17 protein-coding genes, 1 tRNA gene and 1 pseudogene are annotated in these 25,376 nt (G+C 40.9%); 10 read left to right on the forward strand and 9 right to left on the reverse strand.

Annotated elements, in window-relative coordinates:
- Positions 1-3: 3 nt before the first annotated feature.
- The 3 genes from pal (at position 4) to nadA (ending at position 2,590) form a co-directional block, all read left to right on the forward strand.
- The gene (pal, locus tag I1A42_RS05540) at positions 4-555 is read left to right on the forward strand and encodes a peptidoglycan-associated lipoprotein Pal (RefSeq protein ID WP_161154061.1); all 552 of its coding nucleotides are present in this window, start codon (positions 4-6) and stop codon (positions 553-555) included.
- Between the two features lie 15 nt (positions 556-570).
- On the forward strand, positions 571-1,353 hold the full coding sequence (ybgF, locus tag I1A42_RS05545; protein WP_196122868.1) for a tol-pal system protein YbgF: 783 nt from the start codon (positions 571-573) through the stop codon (positions 1,351-1,353).
- Between the two features lie 187 nt (positions 1,354-1,540).
- Entirely contained in the window at positions 1,541-2,590 is a 1,050-nt protein-coding gene (gene nadA / locus I1A42_RS05550) for a quinolinate synthase NadA (protein WP_161154059.1), read from the forward strand.
- Between the two features lie 72 nt (positions 2,591-2,662).
- On the opposite strand, the gene I1A42_RS25170 is transcribed toward nadA, so the two are convergent.
- Entirely contained in the window at positions 2,663-3,127 is a 465-nt protein-coding gene (locus I1A42_RS25170) for an Lrp/AsnC family transcriptional regulator (protein ID WP_196122869.1), read from the reverse strand.
- Positions 3,128-3,314: 187 nt separating this feature from the next.
- Here I1A42_RS25170 and I1A42_RS05560 point away from each other — a divergent pair, with 187 nt between their 5' ends.
- Positions 3,315-4,331, forward strand: a complete 1,017-nt coding sequence (locus I1A42_RS05560; protein ID WP_196122870.1) for a 1-aminocyclopropane-1-carboxylate deaminase — start codon at positions 3,315-3,317, stop codon at positions 4,329-4,331.
- 163 nt (positions 4,332-4,494) lie between these two features.
- Here the strand turns inward: I1A42_RS05560 and I1A42_RS05565 are convergent, their stop codons facing one another.
- A complete protein-coding gene (locus I1A42_RS05565) occupies positions 4,495-5,061 on the reverse strand; it encodes a UPF0149 family protein (protein WP_196122871.1) in 567 nt (188 codons plus the stop codon).
- A gap of 342 nt (positions 5,062-5,403) precedes the next feature.
- Between I1A42_RS05565 and I1A42_RS05570 the strand changes: the two genes are divergently transcribed.
- The 5 genes from I1A42_RS05570 to I1A42_RS05590 all read left to right on the forward strand — a co-directional run bounded on the left by I1A42_RS05570 (position 5,404) and on the right by I1A42_RS05590 (position 10,002).
- A complete protein-coding gene (locus I1A42_RS05570) occupies positions 5,404-5,850 on the forward strand; it encodes an L-alanine exporter AlaE (RefSeq protein ID WP_196122872.1) in 447 nt (148 codons plus the stop codon).
- A gap of 198 nt (positions 5,851-6,048) precedes the next feature.
- A tRNA-Ser gene (locus tag I1A42_RS05575) sits at positions 6,049-6,136 on the forward strand.
- 103 nt (positions 6,137-6,239) lie between these two features.
- Positions 6,240-6,413, forward strand: a complete 174-nt coding sequence (locus I1A42_RS05580; protein ID WP_196122873.1) for a site-specific integrase — start codon at positions 6,240-6,242, stop codon at positions 6,411-6,413.
- A 951-nt stretch (positions 6,414-7,364) separates the two neighbouring features.
- Positions 7,365-8,402 carry a hypothetical protein gene (locus tag I1A42_RS05585; protein WP_196122874.1) on the forward strand — a complete coding sequence of 346 codons (1,038 nt, stop codon included), beginning with the start codon at positions 7,365-7,367 and terminating at the stop codon, positions 8,400-8,402.
- Entirely contained in the window at positions 8,392-10,002 is a 1,611-nt protein-coding gene (locus I1A42_RS05590; RefSeq protein WP_196122875.1) for a hypothetical protein, read from the forward strand. The genes I1A42_RS05585 and I1A42_RS05590 overlap by 11 nt, the downstream gene beginning before the upstream one ends.
- A 706-nt stretch (positions 10,003-10,708) precedes the next feature.
- Here the strand turns inward: I1A42_RS05590 and I1A42_RS05595 are convergent.
- From I1A42_RS05595 to I1A42_RS25180, 5 genes and pseudogenes are all read right to left on the reverse strand, one after another.
- The gene (locus I1A42_RS05595) at positions 10,709-12,040 is read right to left on the reverse strand and encodes an MFS transporter (protein ID WP_196122876.1); all 1,332 of its coding nucleotides are present in this window, start codon (positions 12,038-12,040) and stop codon (positions 10,709-10,711) included.
- A gap of 713 nt (positions 12,041-12,753) precedes the next feature.
- Positions 12,754-14,658: pseudogene (locus I1A42_RS25175) on the reverse strand (methyl-accepting chemotaxis protein); the annotation flags it as partial.
- Positions 14,659-15,150: 492 nt separating this feature from the next.
- Positions 15,151-16,659, reverse strand: a complete 1,509-nt coding sequence (locus I1A42_RS05605) for a diguanylate cyclase domain-containing protein (RefSeq protein WP_196122878.1) — start codon at positions 16,657-16,659, stop codon at positions 15,151-15,153.
- A 473-nt stretch (positions 16,660-17,132) separates the two neighbouring features.
- On the reverse strand, positions 17,133-18,851 hold the full coding sequence (gene betA, locus I1A42_RS05610) for a choline dehydrogenase (RefSeq protein WP_196122879.1): 1,719 nt from the start codon (positions 18,849-18,851) through the stop codon (positions 17,133-17,135).
- 50 nt (positions 18,852-18,901) lie between these two features.
- Positions 18,902-19,627 carry a GntR family transcriptional regulator gene (locus I1A42_RS25180; RefSeq protein ID WP_202436359.1) on the reverse strand — a complete coding sequence of 242 codons (726 nt, stop codon included), beginning with the start codon at positions 19,625-19,627 and terminating at the stop codon, positions 18,902-18,904.
- An 814-nt stretch (positions 19,628-20,441) separates the two neighbouring features.
- On the opposite strand from I1A42_RS25180, the gene I1A42_RS05620 reads away from it, so the two are divergent.
- Positions 20,442-22,607, forward strand: a complete 2,166-nt coding sequence (locus I1A42_RS05620) for a methyl-accepting chemotaxis protein (RefSeq protein ID WP_196122880.1) — start codon at positions 20,442-20,444, stop codon at positions 22,605-22,607.
- 68 nt (positions 22,608-22,675) lie between these two features.
- Here the strand turns inward: I1A42_RS05620 and fucO are convergent, their stop codons facing one another.
- Together fucO and I1A42_RS05630 are read right to left on the reverse strand one after the other, a co-directional pair.
- Positions 22,676-23,824, reverse strand: coding sequence for a lactaldehyde reductase (fucO, locus tag I1A42_RS05625; protein ID WP_196122881.1), 1,149 nt, complete (start codon positions 23,822-23,824; stop codon positions 22,676-22,678).
- 537 nt (positions 23,825-24,361) lie between these two features.
- Positions 24,362-25,258 carry a 1-aminocyclopropane-1-carboxylate deaminase/D-cysteine desulfhydrase gene (locus I1A42_RS05630; RefSeq protein ID WP_196122882.1) on the reverse strand — a complete coding sequence of 299 codons (897 nt, stop codon included), beginning with the start codon at positions 25,256-25,258 and terminating at the stop codon, positions 24,362-24,364.
- Between the last annotated feature and the right edge of the window lie 118 nt (positions 25,259-25,376).

Consider the following 25,376-nt stretch of genomic DNA (forward strand, 5'->3'; position numbering starts at 1 on the left):
AAGATGCAACTGAATAAGGTTCTTAAAGGGCTACTTATCGCGCTACCAGTACTAGCAATGACAGCATGTAGTTCAAGTGACGATGCTGCAAACGCTTCTGGCTCTACTGAAACTAATCAGCAACAGCAAGCGACAACAACAACGGATACAACAGACAACACTGTTGCTACTCCAATGGACGAAGGTAATGCATCAGTTTCTGAACAAGAAGCTAAAGAACAAGCTCTTCGTGAAAACCAAACTGTTTACTTTGCGTTTGATAATGCAACCATCTCTAGTGATTACGAAGATATGTTAGCGGCTCATGCTTCTTACCTAAGCAAAAACCCTAACTTGAAAGTGACTATCGAAGGTTACACTGACGAACGCGGTACTCCAGAGTACAACATCGCGCTTGGCGAACGTCGTGCTAAAGCAGTAGAAAAATACCTTGAAGCGCTAGGCGTAGAAGCTAGCCAAGTTTCTATTGTTAGCTACGGTGAAGAAAAACCTCTAGTATTTGGTCAAACTGAACAAGCGTACGCGAAAAACCGTCGTGCAGTTCTCGTTTACTAATAGAGGATGAACCTCATGTTCAGTAACTTAAAGCGCGTTGTTACGCTTACGTTACTGGCGAGTGCAGCGAGCCAAGTGTTCGCTGCACCAGCTCCAGTATCAGATATTGGCAATAATAGCTCCAGCGCAAACACAGTCAGTGCTAGCTCGAGTCAAGCTCCCGAAGGGGATGTACAGCGTCTTGAACGCTTGCTACAGGCCCGCAGTCGCATGCAACTGCAGATGCAACAGCAGTTGGATGAAATGTCTCAAGAAATTCGTAACTTACGTGGTCAGATTGAAAAAAATAGTTATGACATGCAGCAGATGGTAAAACGTCAGCGTGAACTATTTGTGGAACTTGACCATGTTCGTAGCACTATGAAATCAGCAGAGCCTTCAACGGATTCGTCCGCATCTGCCGATGACGACCAAGGCACCTATTCAAGTAATGCTGATGAACAAACAGCGTACCAAAACGCGGTCGATTTGATTCTTAAAAAGCGTGATTATTCAGGGGCGATTGCAGCGTTTGAAAAGTTTGAGAAAGATTTTCCTAAATCAGTCTACACGCCAAATAGCCACTATTGGTTAGGCCAGCTTTTCTTTGCTAAGAAACAAGATGTCGATGCTGCAAAAAATTTCGCTGCTGTGCTCGCGTTTGATAAATCGAATAAACGTGCCGATGCAATGGTAAAACTGGGTGATATTGCTGCTCGTAATAACAATGCTGCTCAGGCGAAAAAATATTATCAACAAGTTGTCGATGAGTATCCAAATAGCTCTTCTGCTGAAGTCGCTAAAGCGCATTTGAAATAAAATACACCTTGTTGGTCTCTGTTTAAAAGAGTAGCTATTCGCTGCTCTTTTTTGTTTTTGTAAGCGTGAACCTATGGCTTGAACTGACGAACCTATCATTTATCGTATTTATTTTTAAGCAAACTTTGATTCACTTAGCAACTGTCATACACTACCCGAACGTTTGGATATTGCGTGAGCAAGAGCAATGAGCCATATACTGGATAAAATAGAGACTGTATACCCATTTCCACCTAAGCCTGCGGCATTGAGCGATCAAGAAAAACAACAATACATCGCGTCAATCAAGCATAAGCTTCATGAAAAAGACGCGGTACTCATCGCGCATTATTACACTGATCCTGAGATACAAGCTTTAGCAGAGGAAACTGGCGGATTTGTCGGTGACTCCCTTGAAATGGCTAAGTTTGGTAATCGTCACCCCGCGTCAACGTTAGTCATCGCTGGCGTTCGTTTTATGGGAGAATCAGCGAAAATCCTGACTCCCGAAAAACGCATTCTTATGCCGACGCTAGAAGCCGAGTGCTCGTTAGATCTTGGTTGTCCTGAGGCTGAGTTCACGGCATTTTGTGATGCTCATCCTGATCACACAGTGGTTGTCTATGCGAATACATCGGCGGCAGTCAAAGCCCGCGCCGACTGGGTAGTAACATCAAGTATCGCTCTAGAAATTGTTGAGCATCTTGATAGTGAAGGCGCGAAAATAATATGGGGGCCTGATCGCCATCTAGGTTCTTACATCGCCAAACAAACGGGAGCCGATATGCTGCTGTGGAATGGTGAATGTATTGTGCATGATGAATTTTCAGCCGATGCATTACGTAAGATGAAAGCGCTTTACCCAGCCGCAGCTATCCTAGTTCACCCAGAATCGCCAGCTAGCGTTGTTGAATTGGCTGATGCTGTCGGCTCAACCAGCCAACTAATTAAAGCAGCTAAGTCGTTACCCAACCAGCAAATGATTGTCGCAACAGATAAGGGCATCTTTTACAAGATGCAGCAGTTAGTTCCAGAAAAGGAACTTATTGAAGCGCCAACGGCAGGGGCAGGGGCAACATGCCGCAGTTGTGCTCATTGTCCGTGGATGGCGATGAATGGATTGCAAGCGATTGAAAGTGCCTTGTGCGAAGATGTTCAGCATCATGAAATCTTCGTCGATGAAGCAGTACGAGTGAAATCTCTCATTCCATTGAACAGAATGTTAAATTTCGCCGAGCAACTAGCAAATCAAAAATAAGCGTTATTCTTGCATAGCATAAAGAAGTCAGCGGTAGGCTGACTTCTTCCCTCTGAATGGTCTATATGCACGTTAGAATGCGAGCGTGCCATTGTCTACCACCTCTTTCATCACGAAGAAGGTGCGTATTTGTCTTACCCCAGGTAAAGAGATCAACTGGCTGGCATGAAGCTGGTTAAAATCAGCCATATCTTTGACGCGGATACGCAGGAAATAATCAAATTCTCCGGCTACCAATTGGCAATCAATAATCACAGGCATAGTAACAATGGCTTGCTCAAACTCTGCAAAGCTCTCTGGTGTAGAGCGATCAAGCACCACCCCCACAATGACCAAACTGGCTAAATCCACTTTATTGGGTGCAACGATAGCTCTTACTGACGTTATGGCGTCTGATTTGAATAACCGATCTAATCGGCGGTGACAGGTTGCAGGGCTAATATTCACTTTGTCAGCGAGCTCAGCATTCGACATGCGCCCATCTTGCTGGAGTAACCGTAGTAGCTTGTAGTCGATTTTATCTAGTGTATCTTCCATGAAATTTTCTTTTATTTATTTATGAATTTTTGATTTATTATTTAATTTAACTCTAAATAGTAAAATTAATATATAGAAATAAGTTTAAATTAGAAAGCACATTTCACTCACAATTAAGTAACCTTTGTGTATCGAAATCGCAATAGTGCCACTCGCTAAAACTGAGCTGAGTATAAGGAGATACACAATGAATCTAGATAAATTTGAACGTTACCCTTTAACGTTTGGACCAACGCCGATAGAGAAGCTAAGCAACCTTTCTGAATTCTTGGGCGGGGATGTCGACATCTATGCGAAACGCGAAGACTGTAACTGTGGTCTAGCATTTGGTGGTAACAAAATTCGCAAACTGGAATACATTGTGCCAGATGCAATTGCCAGTGGTGCTGATACGCTCGTATCTATCGGTGGTGTGCAATCAAACCACACCCGTATGGTAGCGGCTGTCGCGGCAAAAATTGGCATGAAATGCCGCTTAGTTCAAGAAAGCTGGGTACCATTCCAAGATGCGGTTTATGACCGTGTAGGTAACATTTTGATGAGCCGTGTTATGGGCGCTAAAGTTGAACTCATTGATGAAGGCTTTGATATCGGCATTCGTGAAAGCTGGGAAAACGCACTAAAAGATGTAGAAGAGAAAGGTGGCAAGCCATATCCAATTCCAGCTGGCGCTTCTGAACACAAATTTGGCGCTGTTGGTTATGTTAACTTCGCAGAAGAAGTAAGACAGCAAGAAGAAGAGTTGGGTTTCAAATTTGATTACATTGTTGTGTGTACAGTAACGGGATCAACCATGGCTGGCATGGTCGTTGGTTTTGCAGCTGATGGTCGCGCACGTAACGTGATTGGTATCGATGCCTCTGCAACGCCAGAACAAAACCATGCGCAAGTATTACGTATCGCGCAAAATACGGCTGACCTTGTCGAACTAAATCAAGAGATCACCAAAGAAGACGTTGTCATCATCGATGATTACGCTTACCCAGCGTATGGTGTGCCATCGGATGAAACAGTAGAAGCGATCAGAATCTCTGCTCGTACTGAAGCCATGATGACAGATCCTGTTTACGAAGGTAAATCGATGCAAGGTTTGATTGATTTAACGAAGAAAGGCTATTTCCCGAAAGGCTCTAAAGTTCTTTATGTTCACTTAGGTGGTGTACCTGCTATTAACGCCTACAGCTACATTTTCCGCAACGGTTAAGTCCTGAGTGATAACAAACCCTGTTAGCTCCCACTAGTGGGAGCTTTTGGCTTGGTAACGTATCTAGCGTATACGTTACCAAGTCTCCACCCCATTTTAGGTGGAAGGCATTTCTCAGTATGTATCCCAGAGAGTGCCTTTCTTTTCGTTAAGAATATGCGACTTATTCTTGAACTAACGCCGCGCCGCGTAACGTTAAACCACACAGCATCAATGGCATGGCATTGAATATTTCTTCAAACTGTTCGAGTCCTTCAATACCTTGCTCACTCAATGTTGCCACTGACGTTTCTGGGTCATATAACATGCTTAGAGAAAGTAAAACGCCACCCAATAACGCATTATCTTCACTTTCTGGCGGCATAATGGTTTCCCAATCATCGCGAGTCAGTTGCCAACCTTGCAGTACGCCTTCACAAAAATCACGCGCTTGTTCATTAACGATTTCTTGATCGTCTAACGCATAACCATCTGGCCAAGCCCACTGATTATCTAATAAAGCAGGGCGGAAATGATTCCACATCGCAATAATCTGTTCTAGATAGTTTTCTAATTGCTCACCATCACTAAATGGCGCGACTTCCTCACCGCCCCATAAATAAGGCAACCATTCTTCTGGTGGTAACACATTAGGTGAGCAGGCCATAGCAGTCACAAAGCCAGTAGTTTTTGCTTCATTGAGCAATTTGTTTTCTAACTCAGGTTGAGCAAGCAATTCTTGAAGGGTCAAAATACCATCCCATTTATTCTAGTTACGGTCGGGGTCTAGTTTACCGTTAAAGCTCTCTGTTTGGCGAATATTTCTCAGACGACATGATAGATATGACGATTAAGTGTCCATTTCATACCCCAAATATCGTGCTTTTATCCTTACTTTTTAAAGTAGTTTGAGCTGCTATTTTTTCAGTAAAAAATGGTGGAATATCGACACTTTATATCTAAATTTGAAATAAAAAACTACAAAAGCTATGTTCTAATAGCGCCAATAACTAGTATTAAGTTATAAACCTAGTGTTCTGTTTTGCAATAAGCACTTAATTGTAGTGATTCATGTTATTTGGTGAGGAAGTTAATGAAAACTCGTGGCCCTTTTTGTATCCGCAACGCTGCCGCTGATACATTCGCAATGGTCGTGTTTTGCTTTATTTCAGGAATGATTGTCGAAATTTTTATTTCGGGTATGACATTTGAACAGTCATTAGCTTCACGAACGCTCTCTATCCCGGTGAACATTGCCATTGCTTGGCCTTATGGTGTGTTCCGAGATTTTGTGCTGCGTCAGAGTAAACGTGTGTCAGATACGCGCTGGATGAAAAATGTCGCCGACCTTGCTGCTTACGTGTTATTCCAATCGCCAGTGTATGCCGGTATTCTATGGACTGTTGGTGCATCTTGGGATCAAATCGTCGCTGCAGTAACAAGTAATGCGATTATCTCGTGTGGAATGGGGGTGTTATATGGCCACTTCCTCGATTTATGTCGCCGTTGGTTCCGTGTGCCTGGCTATTACCATGCTTAATTGATTCTGGTTCTACTTGTGTGAGGCACTCATAATATTGATAGGATTTTGGGAGCCTTGCATTGAAAATGGTCGAATTAGCTATTTTGTAAGCAAACAAACGTCTCGTTGCCAGTTTTTTGGTAATAGTACTTGACCAATGTGAATGGAATCATTAAATTAGCGCCTCGTTGACGCGGTTAACGCAAACAACGATTCGGTGAGTTGTCCGAGTGGCTGAAGGAGCACGCCTGGAAAGTGTGTATACGGCAACGTATCGAGAGTTCGAATCTCTCACTCACCGCCACATTCAAAACCCCAGCAGAAATGCTGGGGTTTTCTCGTTTTATCCTCCAAAAAACCAGCAGAGCGTTTGGATTTCTTAGTTATGACGGTATAGCAAAGTGCCGATGCATAATGATCTGATTGAGCTTGGTTTCATCCGTTATCATCAAACTCTATCCACCAGCAGTAGCCTGTTCCCTAAACTACAGCCCCACCCAGTGAACGGCTATGGTCACGCTATCGGTAAGGCTTGGGTGAAATACTTGAAGCTAGAGGTGAAACTGAAGAGTCATTTGTAGAAGATTTTTATGATGAGTTGAGTTCTTTCAGTAGTGACGCTGACGAACTGTTGGGGCTCTTAATCCCCGAAACCCACTGAGTTAGTCCGTTCTTCTATTGGGGGACGCTTATTTTTTCGTCCTGTCGGTATCTTTGAGTTGGTCGCTTAGTCAACCTTCCGAATACCAACCTGCCACTCTTGAACGCCCCACAACACCACAAACATAAAGAACACTTGAAGAACTTTTAGTAAGACGACTCTTGCAGTGTACTAGAGCTGTTTGCATATCCTTTCTTCATCACCACTCCAGATACCAACTAAAGTTGCTCTTACTGTGCATCTCAATGACTCATTCAAATACACAAACGAACGAGAACTGAGAGCCGTGCTTAGAGATATCGACATAATCTTATCCGTAATTTCCACGGAGAAGATAATTTAAGCGAAAGCTCAAAGGCAGTTGTCAATTTTAGTAGATCACTTCTGGCTAGATGACTCCACCTAACATTCAAATACACAAATGACCGTGAACGGAGAGTCGTGCTTAGAGATATCGATATGTTGTCAGAAATCGATTAGGGCTGTGTGTACAGGTTTCAGTGGTCGCTACGGCTGGTGGAAATGGTGGGAAAATCCCACGTTTAAAGTGTAGTGTTCTTTCAAGAGTAGACAAAAAGAGATCTATCGACATGCACTTCTCCGCGTTTTCCGCGCATAAGATAATTTAAGCGAAAGCTCAAAGACAGTTGTCAATTTTAGTAGAGCACTTCTGGCTAGCTAGCAGTCAACCTACTGTCATCAACTTATCATTTAGATAAGATATTGATGTGTATCATACAAACGAAAGGCGTATTAGTTATGTTGTTGATTACAAATATTAATAGTTGGTAAAGTTGATTGTTTCATATGGATTGGTCTCATATACAGTTCTAGTTAGTCCAAGTTTTGGTTAATCAATGGAGTCTCAACTGTGTACACGTTTAAGAACACAGAAATTACAAATAAAAAATCATCTGATTACGAGACAAAGTCGATGCTCTATCTAATGGGAATGCACCCGGATAGTAAGAAAGTTGATATTGTTGTTGTCGATTGTTTTAATGATGTGACAGGAGTTGATGATAACTTTACATTGATGCTTGATGTGCAAAGTAAAAACTACTCGACTTTTAACCCTTCACTGATTGGTCAAAGTTTATACACCTTGTTTGATAATTACGTGTCAGAATTTAAATTTCACGACTATATACTATTCAGTCAGCCATTAAATCCGAGTTATTTATATAATTCTGATTTGCGTTCATTTGATTATTCTAATATTAAGGATAAAACTAAGTTTAGAATAGAGAAAAAACTTCGTGAAATTATTATTAAAAACCATGGTGGTGTTGATGAAGTTAAACTATCTCAGTTTTTAGATAAAGTAACTTTTTTCAATGATGATCGTTCTTGTAGTCACTACATAAAAAAATTGTCTGGTTTTAAATCAAAATCTTATATAAATGATATTACATATGAAAATATATTTAAAGAAATAAGAGATAAACAGTCATCTTTAAAAAACTCTGAGATAGAAAATGAAACCATTTCAACCCCTAAAGAGGTTTTAAGATTAGATAGATATATAACTAAGTCACAAATAAACTCTCTTATCATTAGCCGAATTATAGGTGTTACTGATATTTTTAAAGGTAATGGTATCCCCTTCGCTTTTCTGAGTGTTATAAATGAAAAGGGATTGTCAAAAGATAAAGATTTATTGAAAGATACTATTCAAGAGTGTAACTCAAATCTTAGTCGTACTCTGTTTGATAAAGGTACATCTAAGAAATTTTGGCAACTGTCAGAAGCAATCATTAAAATGGTTAGGACATCTAAGTCAGACTGTGTATATGAATTATATGATGAACTTTTAGTTAAGGTTAAAAAAATGCCTCCGCATATGGATAAAATAACAACACAATATCTAATCTCATTGGTTCTTCAAGGAATGGAATATGATTATTAAGTCTTTTGGTGTTGGTAATAAGGTTGAATCTTTTTTTGAAGATAGGTTAACTCAAGGCGTTAATGTAATTTATAGCGATGAGAATAACCGTGGTAAAACTCTTGTAATTCAAGGTATGCTTTATTCCATAGGAAATAACTCAATTTTTCCTGATGGATTTAACGAAAAAGAATACACATTTTATTCCTTGGTTAACATAGGAGGTGTTGACTATCAGTTTGTACGTAAAGGTTCAACTTTTGTGATAAAAAGTAAAGGACTTTTAAAAATATTCGATACTGATTCCGAACTTAGATCATTTATAGCATCCTTAATAGGTACTTTTCCTAAAGTTCAAAAAAAGGGAATGGATGTTACGGTTGATTTAACTACGTTTTATGAAATGTTCTTTATCGGACAAGATAAAAGAAATCCATCTTCTCTTATTGGTAATGGCTACTTTAAAAAAGATGATTTCAAGTCGATGCTATGTCAGCTAGGTGGGATCAATAGATCTACATTTGATAGTGATGATGAATTCGAAACAAAAAAGATGATTAAAGAGTTAAAAGTTAAGCATAAGTCTTTAGTGAAAAAACTATCATTACTAGCTAAAACGCCATCCTTAGCATTGTTGACCTCAAAAACAGCAGATCATGATGATGCACGACTTGTTCGGAATAAAGCAAAAACACTATCAGAGGAAATTAATGAAAAACGTAAGCAACGTAATAGAGAGACCGTAAGAATTGAGAAGCTTACAACACTTGTAAATGAATTAACTTCCCTCAATAGAAATATGGATCTGGGTGAGATAGTTTGTTCTGATTGTGGGTCAGATAACATAGTTTTTAAAAATAAAAATATTGAGTTTGATGTAAGTAATAAGGAAGTTAGATCAGAGATTATGAAATCTATATCTGACAATATTGCAGAAAAAAATGAAGCAATTTTAACATTAACTCATGAAATAAATACATTACAAACTAGGTTACGTGATTTAGAAAAGACGACCCCTCCTGATTTGTTTCAATTAGCGATGTTTAGTGAAGATATACGAACAGAGGAACAATATGATTCGGATGCTCATAATACTTTGTTGGAAATACAAGAGTTAGAGCGTCGACAGCTAAATGTTAAAAAAGGATTTAATGATACTAAAGCCCAGTGCTCTGATTTTATAGATAAAATTGTTGATTTAATGAATGATTATCTTTTAAAAATAGAGCCTAATGCTCGCTTACATTTTAATGACTTATTTTCGAAATCTAATAACGTATTTTCAGGAAGCGATGAACAAGAGTATTATTATTGTAGGACAATGGCAATTAATGAGATATTAGATCATGAATTTCCTATCATTATTGATGCTTTTAGAGATGGGGAACTATCAAGTAATAAAGAAGAAATAATGCTTGATCAATATGTTAGTCTTTCTAAACAGGTAATATTAACTTCAACCTTGAAAAAAGAAGAGTATAACAGTGGTAAATATCATGACAAAAATATAAATAGTATTGATTATAGTAAACACCCTAATGGGAAATTATTATCGCCTAATTATAATGATAAGTTTAGGGCTTGTATTGAAACCTTTGGTGGTTTGATTGTACTATCTTGATTTATTATATTTTAATTTATCTGATATATAATAAATATTTATAAGTGACCAAATTCTTATATTAAAATAAATTATCATCGACTACCCAGAACGTGGGTAGTTAGATGGACTTTTACTCCTGATATTACTATCTATATAATTTGGTGAATTATACTCTGTTGCAACAGTTGATGAACTGAACTTTCAGCGAAATGTTAATAGAAGAATCCCATCAGCAATCGTATTGCCCTGTGTAAAATCAATACTCTCAGCGTTTCACCAAGTTGCCGAGTCTATAGAATTCTTATAGAAATATACAGTTCAGCTAGAAAAGTAATCAAGATGTCTAAATCCGTAGATTTTACGGATTAAAAATTTTAGCCTAGATCTTGATTGATACAGCAAAGCGGTACAGAATTACAACGTTAACAAATTACTACTTGTTATAAAAATCAATAAATTATAGGTTGTTTGGTGCAATTTTAGTCGTATCGAGAGTTCGAATCTCTCACTCACCGCCACATTCAAAACCCCAGCAGAAATGTTGGGGTTTTCTCGTTTTAGCTACCTAAGCCGATCTGTTACTCATCAATGGTAATTCATTGAGTATGCTAATTGTCGAGCTAGTAGATTGTCCATCCACCAGTGAATCTCATAATCCATAGGTTCATGAATAAAGAAAAAGGCAGCCGAGGCTGCCTTATCAAGTCATTTTATTGGTTACTGGTTAAACATTGCCCGTCGCCAAATCCAATCGTGGTTTGAAGCGAATCACGGCAGCGCTGGCAATAATACCTACGCCACATACACACGCTACATAATACACAGGTGACATGACGTTTTCTGCGATCATGGCACTGACCAGCATTGGTGTTGTACCACCAAAGATGGCATACGCGACATTGTATGAGAATGATAAACCAGAGAAACGAATCGCGGCTGGGAAGCTTTTTACTGCAATGGCAGGGACAACGCCAACAATACCCACGAAGAAGCCAACGATGGCATACATTGGGAATAGGTAGGTGGTGTCATGCAACATTGTGCCGTAGAACGCCCAGAAACTTGCCCCTAAACCGATACTGAAAATAGCCATAATTGGGCCATTACCAAAACGGTCTGCCAGTGAACCGGAAACTAAACAACCAATCAAAATAAACACAATAGCAACACTGTTTGCTTCTAATGAGGTTGTTGGGTCTAGATGAACAATTTTTTGTAGTAGTGATGGTGTCATCAAGATAGTTACCACGATAGCAGCGGTTAATACCCAAGTAACAGCCATAGACACTAATACAGATGGCAAGTGTTCTTTAAGAACTGTTTTAATCGGTAATTCTTCTGCCAGTTGTTTGTGTTCCTGCATCGCTTTGAAAATAGGAGTTTCATGTAACCAGCGGCGTAGGTACATGGTAACGAAACCAAATACACCACCTAACAAGAATGGAATACGCCAGCCGTAGCTGTGAATGTCTTCTGCACTGTATGCTGAGTGAATACCTGTTGCGACAAGTGAGCCAATCAAAATACCTGCTACAAGCCCTGCTGATAACGTACCACACGCTAAACCGATGTGACGTTTTGAAACGTGCTCTGTTACAAATACCCAAGCGCCCGGTGCTTCACCACCAATCGCTGCACCTTGAAGAACACGACATAGTAATAGTAGTAACGGTGCTGCCAGGCCAATGCTTTCGTATGTTGGCATTAGGCCAATTGCCATTGTTGGAACAGCCATTAAAAAGATACTAAGCATAAACATGCGTTTGCGGCCCAGTAGGTCACCGAAGTGAGCCATAATGATGCCACCTAAAGGACGAGCTAAGTATCCAGCTGCGAAAATGCCATAAGTCTGAACTTGACGCATCCATTCAGGCATGTCGGCAGGGAAGAACAGGCTACCTACAACGTTCGCGAAGTAGACAAAAATAACAAAGTCGTAAAACTCAAGAGCACCGCCCAGCGCAGATAGGCTCAGTGTTTTAACGTCTTCTAACGTTATCTTTCTTTTGGGGGGAGTATCCTGTTGTGTTTCTGAATAATTCTGTTCTGTGTTCATTGTAATCCTGTGATTAACCTTTGTTCTTTTTAGAGGAATACTGCTATTGATACGCTGGCACTTTTTACATTTAACGGCAGATGCAAAAAGAGAATGGGGTAGTATTTTGTAGCAGGGAAACTAGGATAGTACGCACAGAATATGGGATTGAAAAGAGGCGGTGTTAATAAAATGGAATATTATGTTGTAAATTTACTGGTTGAAATGTTTGTATAAAAACATTTTCTATAACACTTTCCTTATTAAGTAGAAAACTACGTCGGCAAACTTCTTTTTATCGATATATAATTTTGCTAAATACGATTTTTACGATATTGATAAAAATCACATATTTTTTGAAAAAAATTTTTATCAATCTTGGGATATTGAGAGATTAAGACAAATTGCACCAATTGCTATCCTTGCTCCCGATTTATGCAAGTATGTATTGCGAATGCGTCAATTATGCGGGTGATTTAAATAAAATTATTATTTATCAATAGCTTAATTGTAAGTTTTGGATTGATGGAAGTGAAGGCTCTATTACAGCGATTTAGATACTATCGCTGTAATAGAATGTATTAACTAAACTATTAATGAGAGGGTTTTTCTTGAGTAAGTGTCAGTAATTTATCTGCGACTGATTGCGTGCGATTAGAATTTTCTGCTGTTAGTGAGCTTACTTCACGTAACGATCCTAACACGGACGTCAATTCGGAAACGGATGTTGATTGACTCTCAATCTCTTCTGCTACAGCGCGAATTTCCTCAGCTAATTTCACTACATCACCACTGATTTCATTCGCACTATTCCCTGATTTCTCCGCCAAATGTCGGACTTCATCAGCGACGACGGCAAATCCTCTACCTAACTCCCCAGCTCGAGCGGCTTCAATGGCTGCGTTAAGTGCCAGTAAATTAGTTTGTTCGGCGATTTGCTGAATCACTTGAACAATATCTTGAATACGATTACTCGATTCAGCGAGTTGGCGAGCATTAGTCGCGACACTTTGCGCTTGGGTTGCCATTCCTGCAACAGTGGTTTCAGATTCTTCAATTGCGGCGGCTTGGGTTTGAACATGACCGGATAGGTCGTCAACGGACTGATCGAGCTCGTTAGCGCAAGCAGCCAATTCACATGCCATTTGTGCACGTTGCTGTTCAGCATCGTTAAGCCGCTGGCCAAGATCCGTTAGCCCAGAAAAAATAGGGCGCACTTTGGCATCAAGTCGAGACGAGTCGACCAGAGCGTCATAATCACTCTCTTTGAATTGATCAATTTGCTTTACAATCACTAGGTTTAATCCGGAAAGCTTACTGATGTCTCGATGTAAGAACATCGAGCGAAATTCACAATAGCGATGAACAAAACTGTCTAAGTAGTCGTCATGGAACTCACGATTGGGTTGGGTTGAAAGATCAAACCAAAAGATGGCGGTTAATGTTTGGTTGAGGTTCAAACCGAGAATTTCACCAAAGGTTGAGCTACCTACGACAGGAATATCGCCGAATACCCCATTCATGTTATTCAGAGATTGACTGTTTTTGAGCCTTCGCAAAATACAGTCATTGAGTAATCCTGCTATTGGCTCGCATGGTTTATTACGCATAAATTCAGCAAAGTCCTTTTTGGTTGCTTGAGCAAAAGGAATGCGCTTGACCAAAAAGAGTTCTTCACCAGCAGAAATATCACAATAGAAATGGATGCGTTTATTATCTGTATCGATGGATTGTATTGAGCGAACAAACAGTTCACCACCCACTTTCACAGCAAATGAGTATTCATTTAATGCCGTCTCTAAGGTGTTCGGCTGACAGGCGAATTTTTTACATAGCACATCGACCATCGAGTTGATATTGCCCGCTTGATCGATGACTTCATCAATAAAACGATCTTCTACAGACGATGTCAGCACATTAAATGAGAAATTAGTCGGTTCAAAGTTCTGGGATTTGAACACGCCAAAACGGATATGTGGCTGAGTTTTGATAAATGTAATGATGGCATGGTTTTGTAACCTTTGTTGACCATCATGCAAAAAGGTATGTTTGAAATCTAGATGCCCACCTGCAGATCCACCAACGAACAAGCACGGGAATTTGCCTGATTGGTACATCGCCTCCATAAAGAAGGTTTCTGAACGTGATAAGCCATCGAAAGTCACATAAGCAATAGTGTTCTGGTAGTCGATATCCATTGCAACGGATTGGCGTTCTATTGCCGCGCGAATATCACTGACTCGCTGTTCGAGCGGTTTTCGGCGTTGGGATTGAGATAAATCTTCACTGCCTAGTGGAACTTTGATGGTTTCTACTTGTTCGATGAGATGTTCACCGAAGCATTGCAGAACGATGTCTGACCACTGGTTGTTAGTGTGATGATACAAAGAGTCATTATTGATGTTAGCCAATGTACCTGCTGCCGTACTAAGCACCACCTGACAGCTAGGAATATGCTGTTTGATCTGCTTGGCGACCGAATCAATATCATTATTAGGTGAGACAAAACCAATAATAAGCGTTGGTTTAAACGGTAGTTCGCTTAAATCATGGCTTATTTTTTGGCTTTGCGTATGAATGTTATAGACGGAGTTTTTATTAGTATTTAACTTACTTTTGAAAAATGTAGACAGCCCCATAATGGCTCCTAACTTACTGAGTTAGCGAGATATTAAACTAAATTAAATCTTGCTAATTGATTTGAAATAATTTTAGTTTTTGTTGGTAAAGGAAACTAATTAGGTAGACTTATCAATAACAAATTGGTAATTATTCTCATTAATATAATGCGATCATTAAATAACCAATGGTTAGTGTTAAATAAATACTTGTTTATCAATCTTATATAACGGATTTAGTTGAACATAAATGCGCAGAAGGGGTTATATCAGTTTATTCTTATGAATGTAAAGGGCAAAAGGCGAGAGCTGTGTTTAATATAAGAAGAAAATCAGCCGACACCATCTTTTATACCCAAATGACCTAAAGAGGCAGGATTAACAGCAGTACCAACGAGCCTAGGTTAAGCTCAATCACGGTAGGAATGGTTATTCCCTTTCAATGTGATAGGGCGCAGAAATAGGCTTATTGATGATCTCAAAAAGGGCGAATGGTATTCGCTCCAGAATGTATTACTGCTTTTCATTATGATATTGCGGATGGCGAGCTTGAATTGCCTTGGAAAACTCGATGACTTGTGAACCTTTACCACGGTTCATTAATTCGTGAGCCATTGTAATGAGTTCTTCCGGATCCGCTTCATCATCGGGACAAATAGCGACTCCGATACTAGGCGAAACTTCAAAGCTAATATTATTGGTTAAGGTAAAAGGATCTTGCATTGCCTTATTAATTTTATGAGTAATTTGACTTAAGGCTGCATCATTATCTGCCAGATCAACAACCAATACGAATTCATCGCCGCCATAACGATAAATAAAATCACTATCGCGAGTTGTTTTACATAGGCGGTAGGTAAATTCTTTTAATAACTCATCACCAATATCTTTGCCATATTCTTTATTCACTTGGCTAAAGTTATTCAAGCTAATCGCAAAACAGGCAAAACGAGAGCCCCAAAACTTGGTTTGCTGGGCTTTATGATACAGTGCAATCGTTAAAGCGTTGCGGTTAAACATGCCAGTTAAGGTGTCACGATTGGCTAACTGAAATAGAGATTGATTTTTAGCCAGCTGGTGGCGCGTTTCAATAATTGTTGCAATGGTGACCGTTTCTCCATTACGAATAAGAGAGCGTTCATGCAGTTCAATAGGCACTCTTTTACCACTACGAGTTAACGCTATCCATTGTTCTCCCTCGTGGTCGAAAAGTTGGCGTTTGTTTAATGTGCCCACTTCTTCTTCGTTATAGCCAAACATTCTTCTGGCACTTTCATTAGCCATAACGACCTTGCCCGCTTCATCGTAGATGAGCAGTGCGGCTTTGGCTGATTGAATTAAATCATTAAGTACATTAATAGTCTGCTCTGAATGCCGTTGACCACGGCGAAATTGGGTAATAATGAAGGCAAAATTAAGTAGTGCTAAAGCAAAGGTAACAAGCTGAATTGATCTGAGATCTTGCGTTTGTTGGCGTGAGCTTTTTTCCACCATTACCGTGAGCTGGTTCATCTGATTTAATAACTGTTCGTTATTATCACCGAGCAAAGTTTTTATTTGCTGGAAGAGTTCTGGTGTGAGGCCCGTTTTCATAATGTTGAGATTCAATGCATGTAATGGCTCTAATAGCTTGGCCGCTCGAGTAATGATTGTTCGCGCTTCTGGATGGTTGATGGCCTTAACCATGACGAGCTTTTTCTCGGCATCAATGACATAGCCACTATTATTAAAGGCTTCTAGAGTGTCATTAAACATTTCATAGGCTTGCATGTATTGCAAAATATGAGTCTGTGTCTGTTTGCTTTTTAGCTGCTCAGGACTGATTTGGAAGATGGATTTCGTCATTTTTTGTGACAACATTCGCTGGCGTCCCGCGAGGTTAATTATCACGGCATCTTCTGAAACTGCATGAGTAATTCTGAAATTAAGAGCGAGCATGGCGCTGTCTAAGGTTAAAAACAGTAAAACAGAGCAGGCCAAAAAGAGATGTGCTTTTTTAGAATGTTGGAATGTTAATGCCATAAGTTAAAAAAACCACTACTAATACGTCTTTAAACAGTAGGTTATAGGTGTCTATATTACTAATCAGATAGTAGTAATTTTTCGGTTTAGCAAACTAAAAATCTGCATCGTGTAAGAGAATGTTCAATTGTGAGACACAAACTCATGGCTATTTGAATCCATTGAACGATTAACATCAATATCGAAAGTTATCATCAAGATCTTCAGGTTACACTCGCGTAAAAAACGTGCACCTGAACCCTTCGATAATGATCACCCCACCTAATATCTTGTTTTTTATAGGATAAACGGATAGAAATGTCGAAACTATACCTCTTTTGGTTAGCTTAGGAGTAATTCTGATATTGAGCTAATTATTAGAATAATTTGAATAAATAAAGCCCTTCAATGATTTGAAGGGCTTGTCTACCTAAACGGTCTTATGATTGAGGGGGCTTAAGAGTAGAGACGTGGTTTTTCACCATTAACAGAGCTTAGACGGTTTCTGCTGCTTTATTGACGGTTTCTTCAGTTGTCGATACCACTTCAGATGTTGCCATGGTCTCATTGTGTTCTTCATAACGATAGAAGTCGGCATCAGAAGCTGGCTCAATGTAGTTACCCAAAATAATATCGGCTGCTTTTTCTGCCACCATAATTGTAGGTGCGTAAAGATTACCGTTCGTGATAGCTGGAAATACTGAAGCATCTACGACTCGTAGATTGTTGATGCCGTGTACTTTTAATTCAGCGTCAACCACAGCTAAATCGTCGTACCCCATCTTACAAGTACAGCTTGGGTGGTAGGCACTTTCACCTTCACGAGCAACAAAATCTAATATTTCTTCATCAGTTTGTGCAGCAATACCCGGAGATAATTCTTCACCGCGTAACTCATCAAATGCAGGTTGATTGATGATGTTGCGCGATACTCTAATCGCTTCTACCCACTCTTTACGCTCTTGTTCAGTCGATAGGTAATTGAAAAAGAGTTTTGGTGGCTGATTTGGATCTTTAGATTGAATTTTCACATAACCGCGCACATCAGTATTCATTGGGCCAACGTGCAGCTGAAAACCGTGGCCTTGTTGTGGTGCACTGCCATCATAACGAATGGCAATCGGCAAGAAATGGAACTGTAGGTTAGGGTATTTCACCTCATCATTTCCGCGAACAAAACCGCCAGCTTCAAAGTGGTTTGTGGCCGCCTTACCTTTACGACGGAAGAGCCAATCAAAGCCAATTTTTGGCTGGTTATACCATTTGAGTGCTGGGTATAGGCTAACGGGTTTCTTACATGTGTACTGCACGTAAAGTTCTAAGTGATCTTGAAGGTTTTCACCAACACCAGGTAGGTGATGCACTGGCGTGATTCCCAACGCTTTCAATTCGTCACTATTACCAATACCAGATAACTGTAACAATTTGGGTGAGTTAATGGCTCCCCCACAAGAAATAATCTCTTTTCCGTAAACAGAATGGGATTTTTTATTTCGAACGTACTCTACGCCAATGGCGGTTTTACCATCGAGAATAACGCGATTTGTGGTTGCCCCAGTTAAAACGGTGAGATTTTCTCTGTTCATTACAGGGTGTAGGTAGGCACGAGCAGCACTATAGCGACGACCGCGGTAGATGTTTTGATCAAATGCGCCGAAGCCTTCCTGTTGGTAGCCGTTCACATCATCCGTTAACGGATAGCCCGCCTCTTGCACTGATTGGAAAAATGCATCAAACAGAGGGTTATCACACGCTGCCGTTGTGGTATTTAATGGGCCATTATCGCCATGATAATCATCCCCACCGACTAAACGTGTTTCACATTTACGAAAGTAGGGTAGACAGTGTTTGTAGCTCCAATTTTCTAACCCATCGAAACGAGACCATTTTTCATAGTCCATCGCATTACCACGGATATAAATCATACCGTTGATACAGCTACTGCCGCCTAAAACTTTTCCCCGAGGCTGAGCAATTTTTCGATTGTGCATAAACGGCTCGGGCTCGGATTCGTATAGCCAGTTATAGGTGCTATCTGTCAGTAGATAAGTCAGTGCTGCTGGCATGTGGATACGAAAATCCCAACGATAATCTGGTTTTCCGGCTTCTAACACCAAAACTTTATGTTTTGGATTGGCACTCAAGCGGTTGGCTAGGACGCATCCGGCAGAGCCACCACCGATAATAATATAATCGTACTGTTGCTCGGTCATTGATTTACCTCCATGGACTCGAAGAGAGAATGATTAGATGTCAAAATAAATTATGCTTGGCTTTTATCTAAGCAAGCTTGTAAAAGCTCATAATGTCGACTGATAGAGGCTTGCAGTTTTATGGGGTGCTGCTCTATCAAATGGATACTTGTTGTTCGCCAGTTTCTGACGGTTTTATCGCGAAATTCTGGGTCGTGATATAAGTTGTTATCTCGAGAGCTAAAACCTTGTTGCAACGCTCTCATTACCCAGAGAAAGATAGGGTTGTGACTCATTTCTGCGAGTAATATGTTCAGCTCTCTGTCGAGCTCTGCGAGTTGCGCTGTATCGGGTTTTAGCTCTTTGGCTACCATTTCTAAGCGAGTTACCGTGTCGGTTAAGTGCTGTTGCTGTTCTGGCGTTGCTCTTACCATGGCTAGTTGGCCCATGGTTTGGTCGATGGTTTCACGAAACTCTGCGACATCGAAGATGCTCATTCCTTTCTGCTGCAGAAATAGAGCGAGAGAATCACTAATATTCGCCACATCAATTTGTTTGATGTAGGCACCACCTTTTTGGCCTTTTTTAACCTCAATTAATCCCTTCTGTTTTAGGGCGGTGATGGCTTCTCTAATGACTCCTCGGCCAGTACCAAATTGATTTTGTAAATCGCGTTCACTAGGTAAGCAGTCGCCAGGGACAAGCTGCTTATTCATAATTGCTGCTTCTATTTGCAACGCGATATCTTCACTTGCTCGGCCAACTTGAGCCTTCTTGAACACAATGTTCGCACTCACGATTTATTCCCACATTGAAATGTTAGTGATTAACAATGGTCGTACCATTGAGGTAAATATAGAGCTTTTTTAGCCATATTACGAATGTGGTTATTGTTTTTGGTCGTACCAATAGGTGGTTGTTTCTTATTTGTGTGATATAAAATGCTATAAATTAACAATTTTTAAATAAATACCAGAGTTATATGCTTTATCTGTATTTATTGTGTGGTTATTTATGGTTAATTTTATTTAAAGAACAAATATTTTGAAGTCTAAGTATTTTTTGAGGAAGGATGAGGTGTTTTAGGCGTTTTTAGAGGAGTGAAATAATATACCCAAATGACCTCAAGATGCAGGATTCAGAGCTTCATCAACGAGCCTAGGTCAAGCTCAATCTCGGTAGGAATGGTCATTCCCTTTCAACGTGATTGAGCGCAGAAATAGGTTTGTTGATGAGCTCCCGAAGGGCGAGTTTTATTCGCTCCTAGGCGGTGTTACTGATTTTCTACGTAGAATGACTATGTCTTCAAATCAGTACCTTGCCTAAAAGCGAATACATTCTCGCTGAAACAGCATCTTGAGGTTACTTGGGTATAGAACTGGTTGAAGTGATAATTCTGCATAAGTCGATGGTTATTGAGCATGATTGTTGTATCTAACTCATTGGTATTAGTTGCCTAGCTTTGACTTCGTCAATTTAGCGACCAACCCGACAAATTTATCATTAAAGCTTTTTTAATTGTGGTGAAAAGTGGCATCTCTCTACAATTACGCTTTATTTAAGCTTGGATCACGACATACATAGTCTAGCAATATTAGTTAGGACCGACATATGAAGTTAAAGTCTATTCAAGCAAAAATCACATTAACGGCTGGCTTATGCCTGCTAATAACTGCAGGCATACTTGTCGGTTATAGTGTTTATTCTGCCGCGAATACTCAAAATTTAGTCAATGCCAAAGTTTCTAAACTCGCGACAGACACCACATTGAAGCAAGTCCAAGCAACTGCTGAACGTTATTCAGTGTCGATCAGTCGCCGCCTTGAAGAAGCCTTAAGTGCGGCGAGAGCATTATCTGATGCCATGTCTGCGGCGAAGCAGGACGAAGTCAACAAAAGCACGAGTTTTATTGAACGTACGGTCTTTAACGATATGCTGCAAGAAGTGTTGAGATCGAATCCTGATCTTAACGGTACATACAGTGCGTGGGCTCCTAATGCTTTCGATGGTAAAGATGCGGCCAATCGCGTGAACCGAGATGGTAATAACCCTGATACCGGGAGGTTCACTCCTTACTGGATTCGTGATGCAGCAGGTAATATTAATGTTCAGCCTCTGGTTGAATACGATTCCGATCATAAACATCCTAACGGTGTGGCAAAAGGCGCTTGGTATCAGGTGCCTGAGAAGACCCTAAATGAAACGGTTACTGCCCCGTTGCCATACATTGTGCAAGGTAAAAACGTATGGTTGGCGACACTGTCTGCTCCGATTATTGTTAATGGCAAGTTTCAAGGTGTAGTAGGGGCCGACTACAATTTAGATTTTGTGCAAAAGCTGAGTGTGCAGGTTGCATCAAAGCTCTATGATGGAAATTCTCGAGTATCGATTGTTACCCAAGATGGGTTAGTGATTGCTGATAGCCAAGATCCCAGTTTGGTCGGTAAATCGATTGAACCTTTATTTGGAGAGGATACCAATAAAGTTATTGAGCTGATTGGAGAACAAAAATCCACAATTCGTGTCGACCAAGCTGCGAATGCGGTTAAAGCGCTTGCTTCTTTTACGTTGGGATACAGTAACGTAACTTGGGCGATGACGATTCGCTTAGATTTAGACAAAGTATTAGCAGAGGCCAATGCACTGTCTGATGAACTGAAATCAAATAGCCAAGCTGATACTACTTGGCAGATTGGTTTAGGCCTAGTGATTACCGTCGTCGCTATTTTCTTCTTGCTTGTTATGGCTCGCAATATCTCTCGCCCAATTTTAGGTGCGGTCAATATGGCGAAAACCATTTCGTTAGGCCAATTCGATAATAGGCTTAATTACGACAGTATTGATGAGGTTGGTCAACTTTCTGCTGCGCTCGATAACATGGCAGAAAGTTTACAAGCTCAAGTTGCGATTGCGGAGAAAATCTCGCAAGGTGACTTGGCGGTTAATGTCACGCTTGCTTCAGATAAAGACCAACTAGGTCGTGCATTGTCACAGATGGTTGATGATTTAAATCAATTGGTTGGCGATATTAAAGCCCGCTCTGATGTGATTGCTCGAAATGCCGATTTAGTTAATGGTCTCAGTCAAAGTTTATCGTTGGGTGCGACAGATTCGGCATCGGCTGTCACCGAAATCAGTGCGACGATTAACGAGATTGCTGAGCAAATTCGCCAAAGTTCTACCAATGCCGATGAGGCCACGCGTTTATCCGGTTTATCAGAAAAAACAGCCAATGAAGGTAACCATCTGATGACTGAGTTACAAACCGCGATGGAGGATATCGAGGCTTCTGGTAATGACATCAACAACATCATTCGTACGATTGAGTCGATTGCTGAGCAAACCAACTTACTTGCCTTGAACGCAGCTATTGAAGCGGCTCGGGCGGGGGAACATGGTCGTGGCTTCGCAGTGGTTGCTGATGAAGTTCGCCAACTTGCCGGTCGCAGTGCACAAGCGGTGCAGCAAACGTCAGAACTTATCTCGAAATCGGCAGAGAAAACTAACCGTGGTATTGAACTGTCGAAACAAACGGTGCAATCTCTACAAGAGATTGTAACGGGAGCTGGGCAGGTCTCTTCCTTGGTCGGAGAAATTGCTCAGGCTGCAAGTGAGCAGTCGGCTGGTGCTGATCAAGTGAGTTTAGGCATTGGTCAGATTGATGAAGTCACACAGCAAAATAGTACTAACTCGGATAGTTGTGCTGAAGCCGCGAAAGAGTTAACCGAGCAGGCTATGCAATTGGACGACCTCATTAAACAGTTCCGTTTGAAATAATATATGCAATATTAACAAACTTTAACAAAAGGTCCCGAAAGGGACCTTTTGCGTTAAGTGATGAGGATTTATAACGCTTCACTATACAAATGGTAAACTTCATCTGCGGTCGGTTGGTGAGGGTTGCAGCCTAAACAAGGGTCGGCCAAAGCTTTATCAATCCATTGTGGAATATCTTGCTCTTTAATACCGAGTTCACTAAAGCCATGAGGAATACCAACTTGACTTGATAGTGATCGAATCATGTTGATGCACTGCTGTGCTCCTTCGGCAGCACTTAAGTTCGTGACATTACCACCCAACGCCGCCGCAACGTTACAAAAGCGTTCTGGTACGTATTGGGCGTTATATTCACTGACAATAGGCAACAAAATAGCGTTGCATACACCATGGGCTAAGTTATGTGTCGCGCCTGGTTGGTGAGCCATCGCGTGAACTAACCCTAGGCCTGCACTATTGAATGCCATACCCGCCAAGTATTCTGCGCAGGCAAGTTTATCGCGAGCTTCTAAATTTTTGCCGTCTTTCACCGCAATCGGTAGCCATTGATGAATAAGACGGATTGCTTCTAAAGCCGTTGGGTCTGTTAAGGTGTGCTGCCCTGCAGAGACATACGCTTCTATCGCATGAGTTAATGCATCCATGCCTGTTGACGCTGTGACGCTGGCAGGAAGACCTAGCATCAGTGTCGGATCATTGACGGCGATATCTGGGATCTGTTTGTCATCAATGATCACCATTTTCTTCTGAGCATTTTCATCGGTGATGACCGAATTAGATGTCATTTCGGCAGCGGTGCCTGCGGTGGTATTAACAGCAACAAAATACGCCCCCGTATTTTTGACTTGATTAACCCCTTCGTAATCAGTGATTGAGCCCGGGTTGGTGCTCATAATACGAATGGCTTTGGCACAATCAATTGGGCTACCACCACCGACGGCGACAAACCCTTTACATTGCTCTTGCTGATACTGTTCTAGCCCTTGATTAACGAGAGTGACCGTGGGATTCGGGGTCACTTGATCAAATAACGAATAGTTAATCTTGTTATTTTTTAGCGCATTAATCACTGGGTCTACAATACCTAATTCAGTCAGGGTGTGATCGGTCACTAGCAATACTTTCTCTATTCCTTGCTGGCTTAACTCGTTCACTGCATCTTCAATCGCGCCGACACCCATTAAGCAGAGCTTAGGCATTTTTAGTGCAAATGACATAATAAAACTCCTTAATAAATCAACAATCTATACCCAAATATCCTTATCCAATGGTATTTGGGTATAGAAATGAAAAGCACTATGGCTTTATGTTGCTGAGGAATAATATCGACATCCAAGCAAGTATAACCTTTATTAAAGTGTGGTTATTTGCCTAATTTGGCGAAATTTTGAAGATTTAGATGAGTGAGTTCACACATAATGGCTTATGTGTGAATCGGTGATGAGGTTTAAGTGGGGGGTTATACCCAAGTAACCTCAAGATGCTGTTTCAGCGAGAATGTATTCGCTCTTAGGCAAGGCACTGATTTGAAGACATAGTCATTCTACGTAGAAAATCAGTAACACAGCCTAGGAGCGAATAAAACTCGCCCTTCGGGAGCTCATCAACAAACCTATTTCTGCGCCCAATCACGTTAAAAGGGAATGACCATTCCTGCCGTGATTGAGCTTGACCTAGGCTCGTTGATGAAGCTCTGAATCCTGCATCTTGAGGTCATTTGGGTATAGATATTAACCGCGCTAGGTCGCTTTGAATCAACACGACCGATACTTGCGTTGGTAACGAGGAAGCATACTTTCGTTACCCAGAATTCCACCTTGGTGAATATAAAGCAGTTGTTTGTTGTTTTGCGTTGGCCACCACGCTTCTAAGCAACGCCACATGAAAGGGTCATAAAGTAAATCAAATTCAACCTCAGTTTGCGCTTGAAGTTTTTGCCACATTAGGTAATCCGCTTCATACAGTTTGCCGAAGTGATGTTTATTCCCAAGGTTAAGTATGGAAGGGAAGTCATCAGCTCCCAGCTCTTGCCATTGTTGAATAAGATACTCATCCCCACCGACACATGAGCAAGTCACCACCTCTATATGATGTTCTTTCAGCGTTTGGTGAAGATACAGTGATGTCGTGCCGGTACCCGATGGCAGTGCAACGACCCAGTGACTGGCAGGTTGTTGGCTGATCCATTCTAAAATTTCTGTTGCTAACTGTGTCACTCCTTGTTTGGCTATAGGGCTGCGGCCTCCTTCCGGAACCAGTAACTCATTATCTTTGACCTTATAATCATTGAGGTAGTGTTCTGGGGCGCAATTAAACGTTGGACGTGTTTCAATTAGCTCGGCTCCGAGTTCTAATGCTGCACGGTAATTACCATTCGGGTGCTGTTTTAACCAGCTGGGAATATGGTCTACGTAGAAACGGAGTTGCCACTGTTTGAGATCTGCCAACGCTGCCATGGAGTAGAGCGAGTTCGCTTGTGGTGAGCCATACCCAATCAGTGTATCGATATGGGGCAGGGTATCATCAAGCAGCGCCATAAATTTACGCGCTTTATTGCCGGAAAATTGCGGATGAAGCCAATCGTCTCGTTTGAGATAAAATTCGATATTACTACAACAGTGTCGGGTAACAGGTGTGTGCTTAAGTTTCATGTGAGCAAGTGAGAAAAACGTAACAAGGTTGGAGTATATACTTAACGCGCTGCAATATACACGATTCTAAAATGTGCCTCTCACTCTACCCTCAAGATACTGTATCAGCGACAGGGGA

Source organism: Vibrio nitrifigilis (assembly GCF_015686695.1).
Lineage (GTDB): Bacteria > Pseudomonadota > Gammaproteobacteria > Enterobacterales > Vibrionaceae > Vibrio > Vibrio nitrifigilis.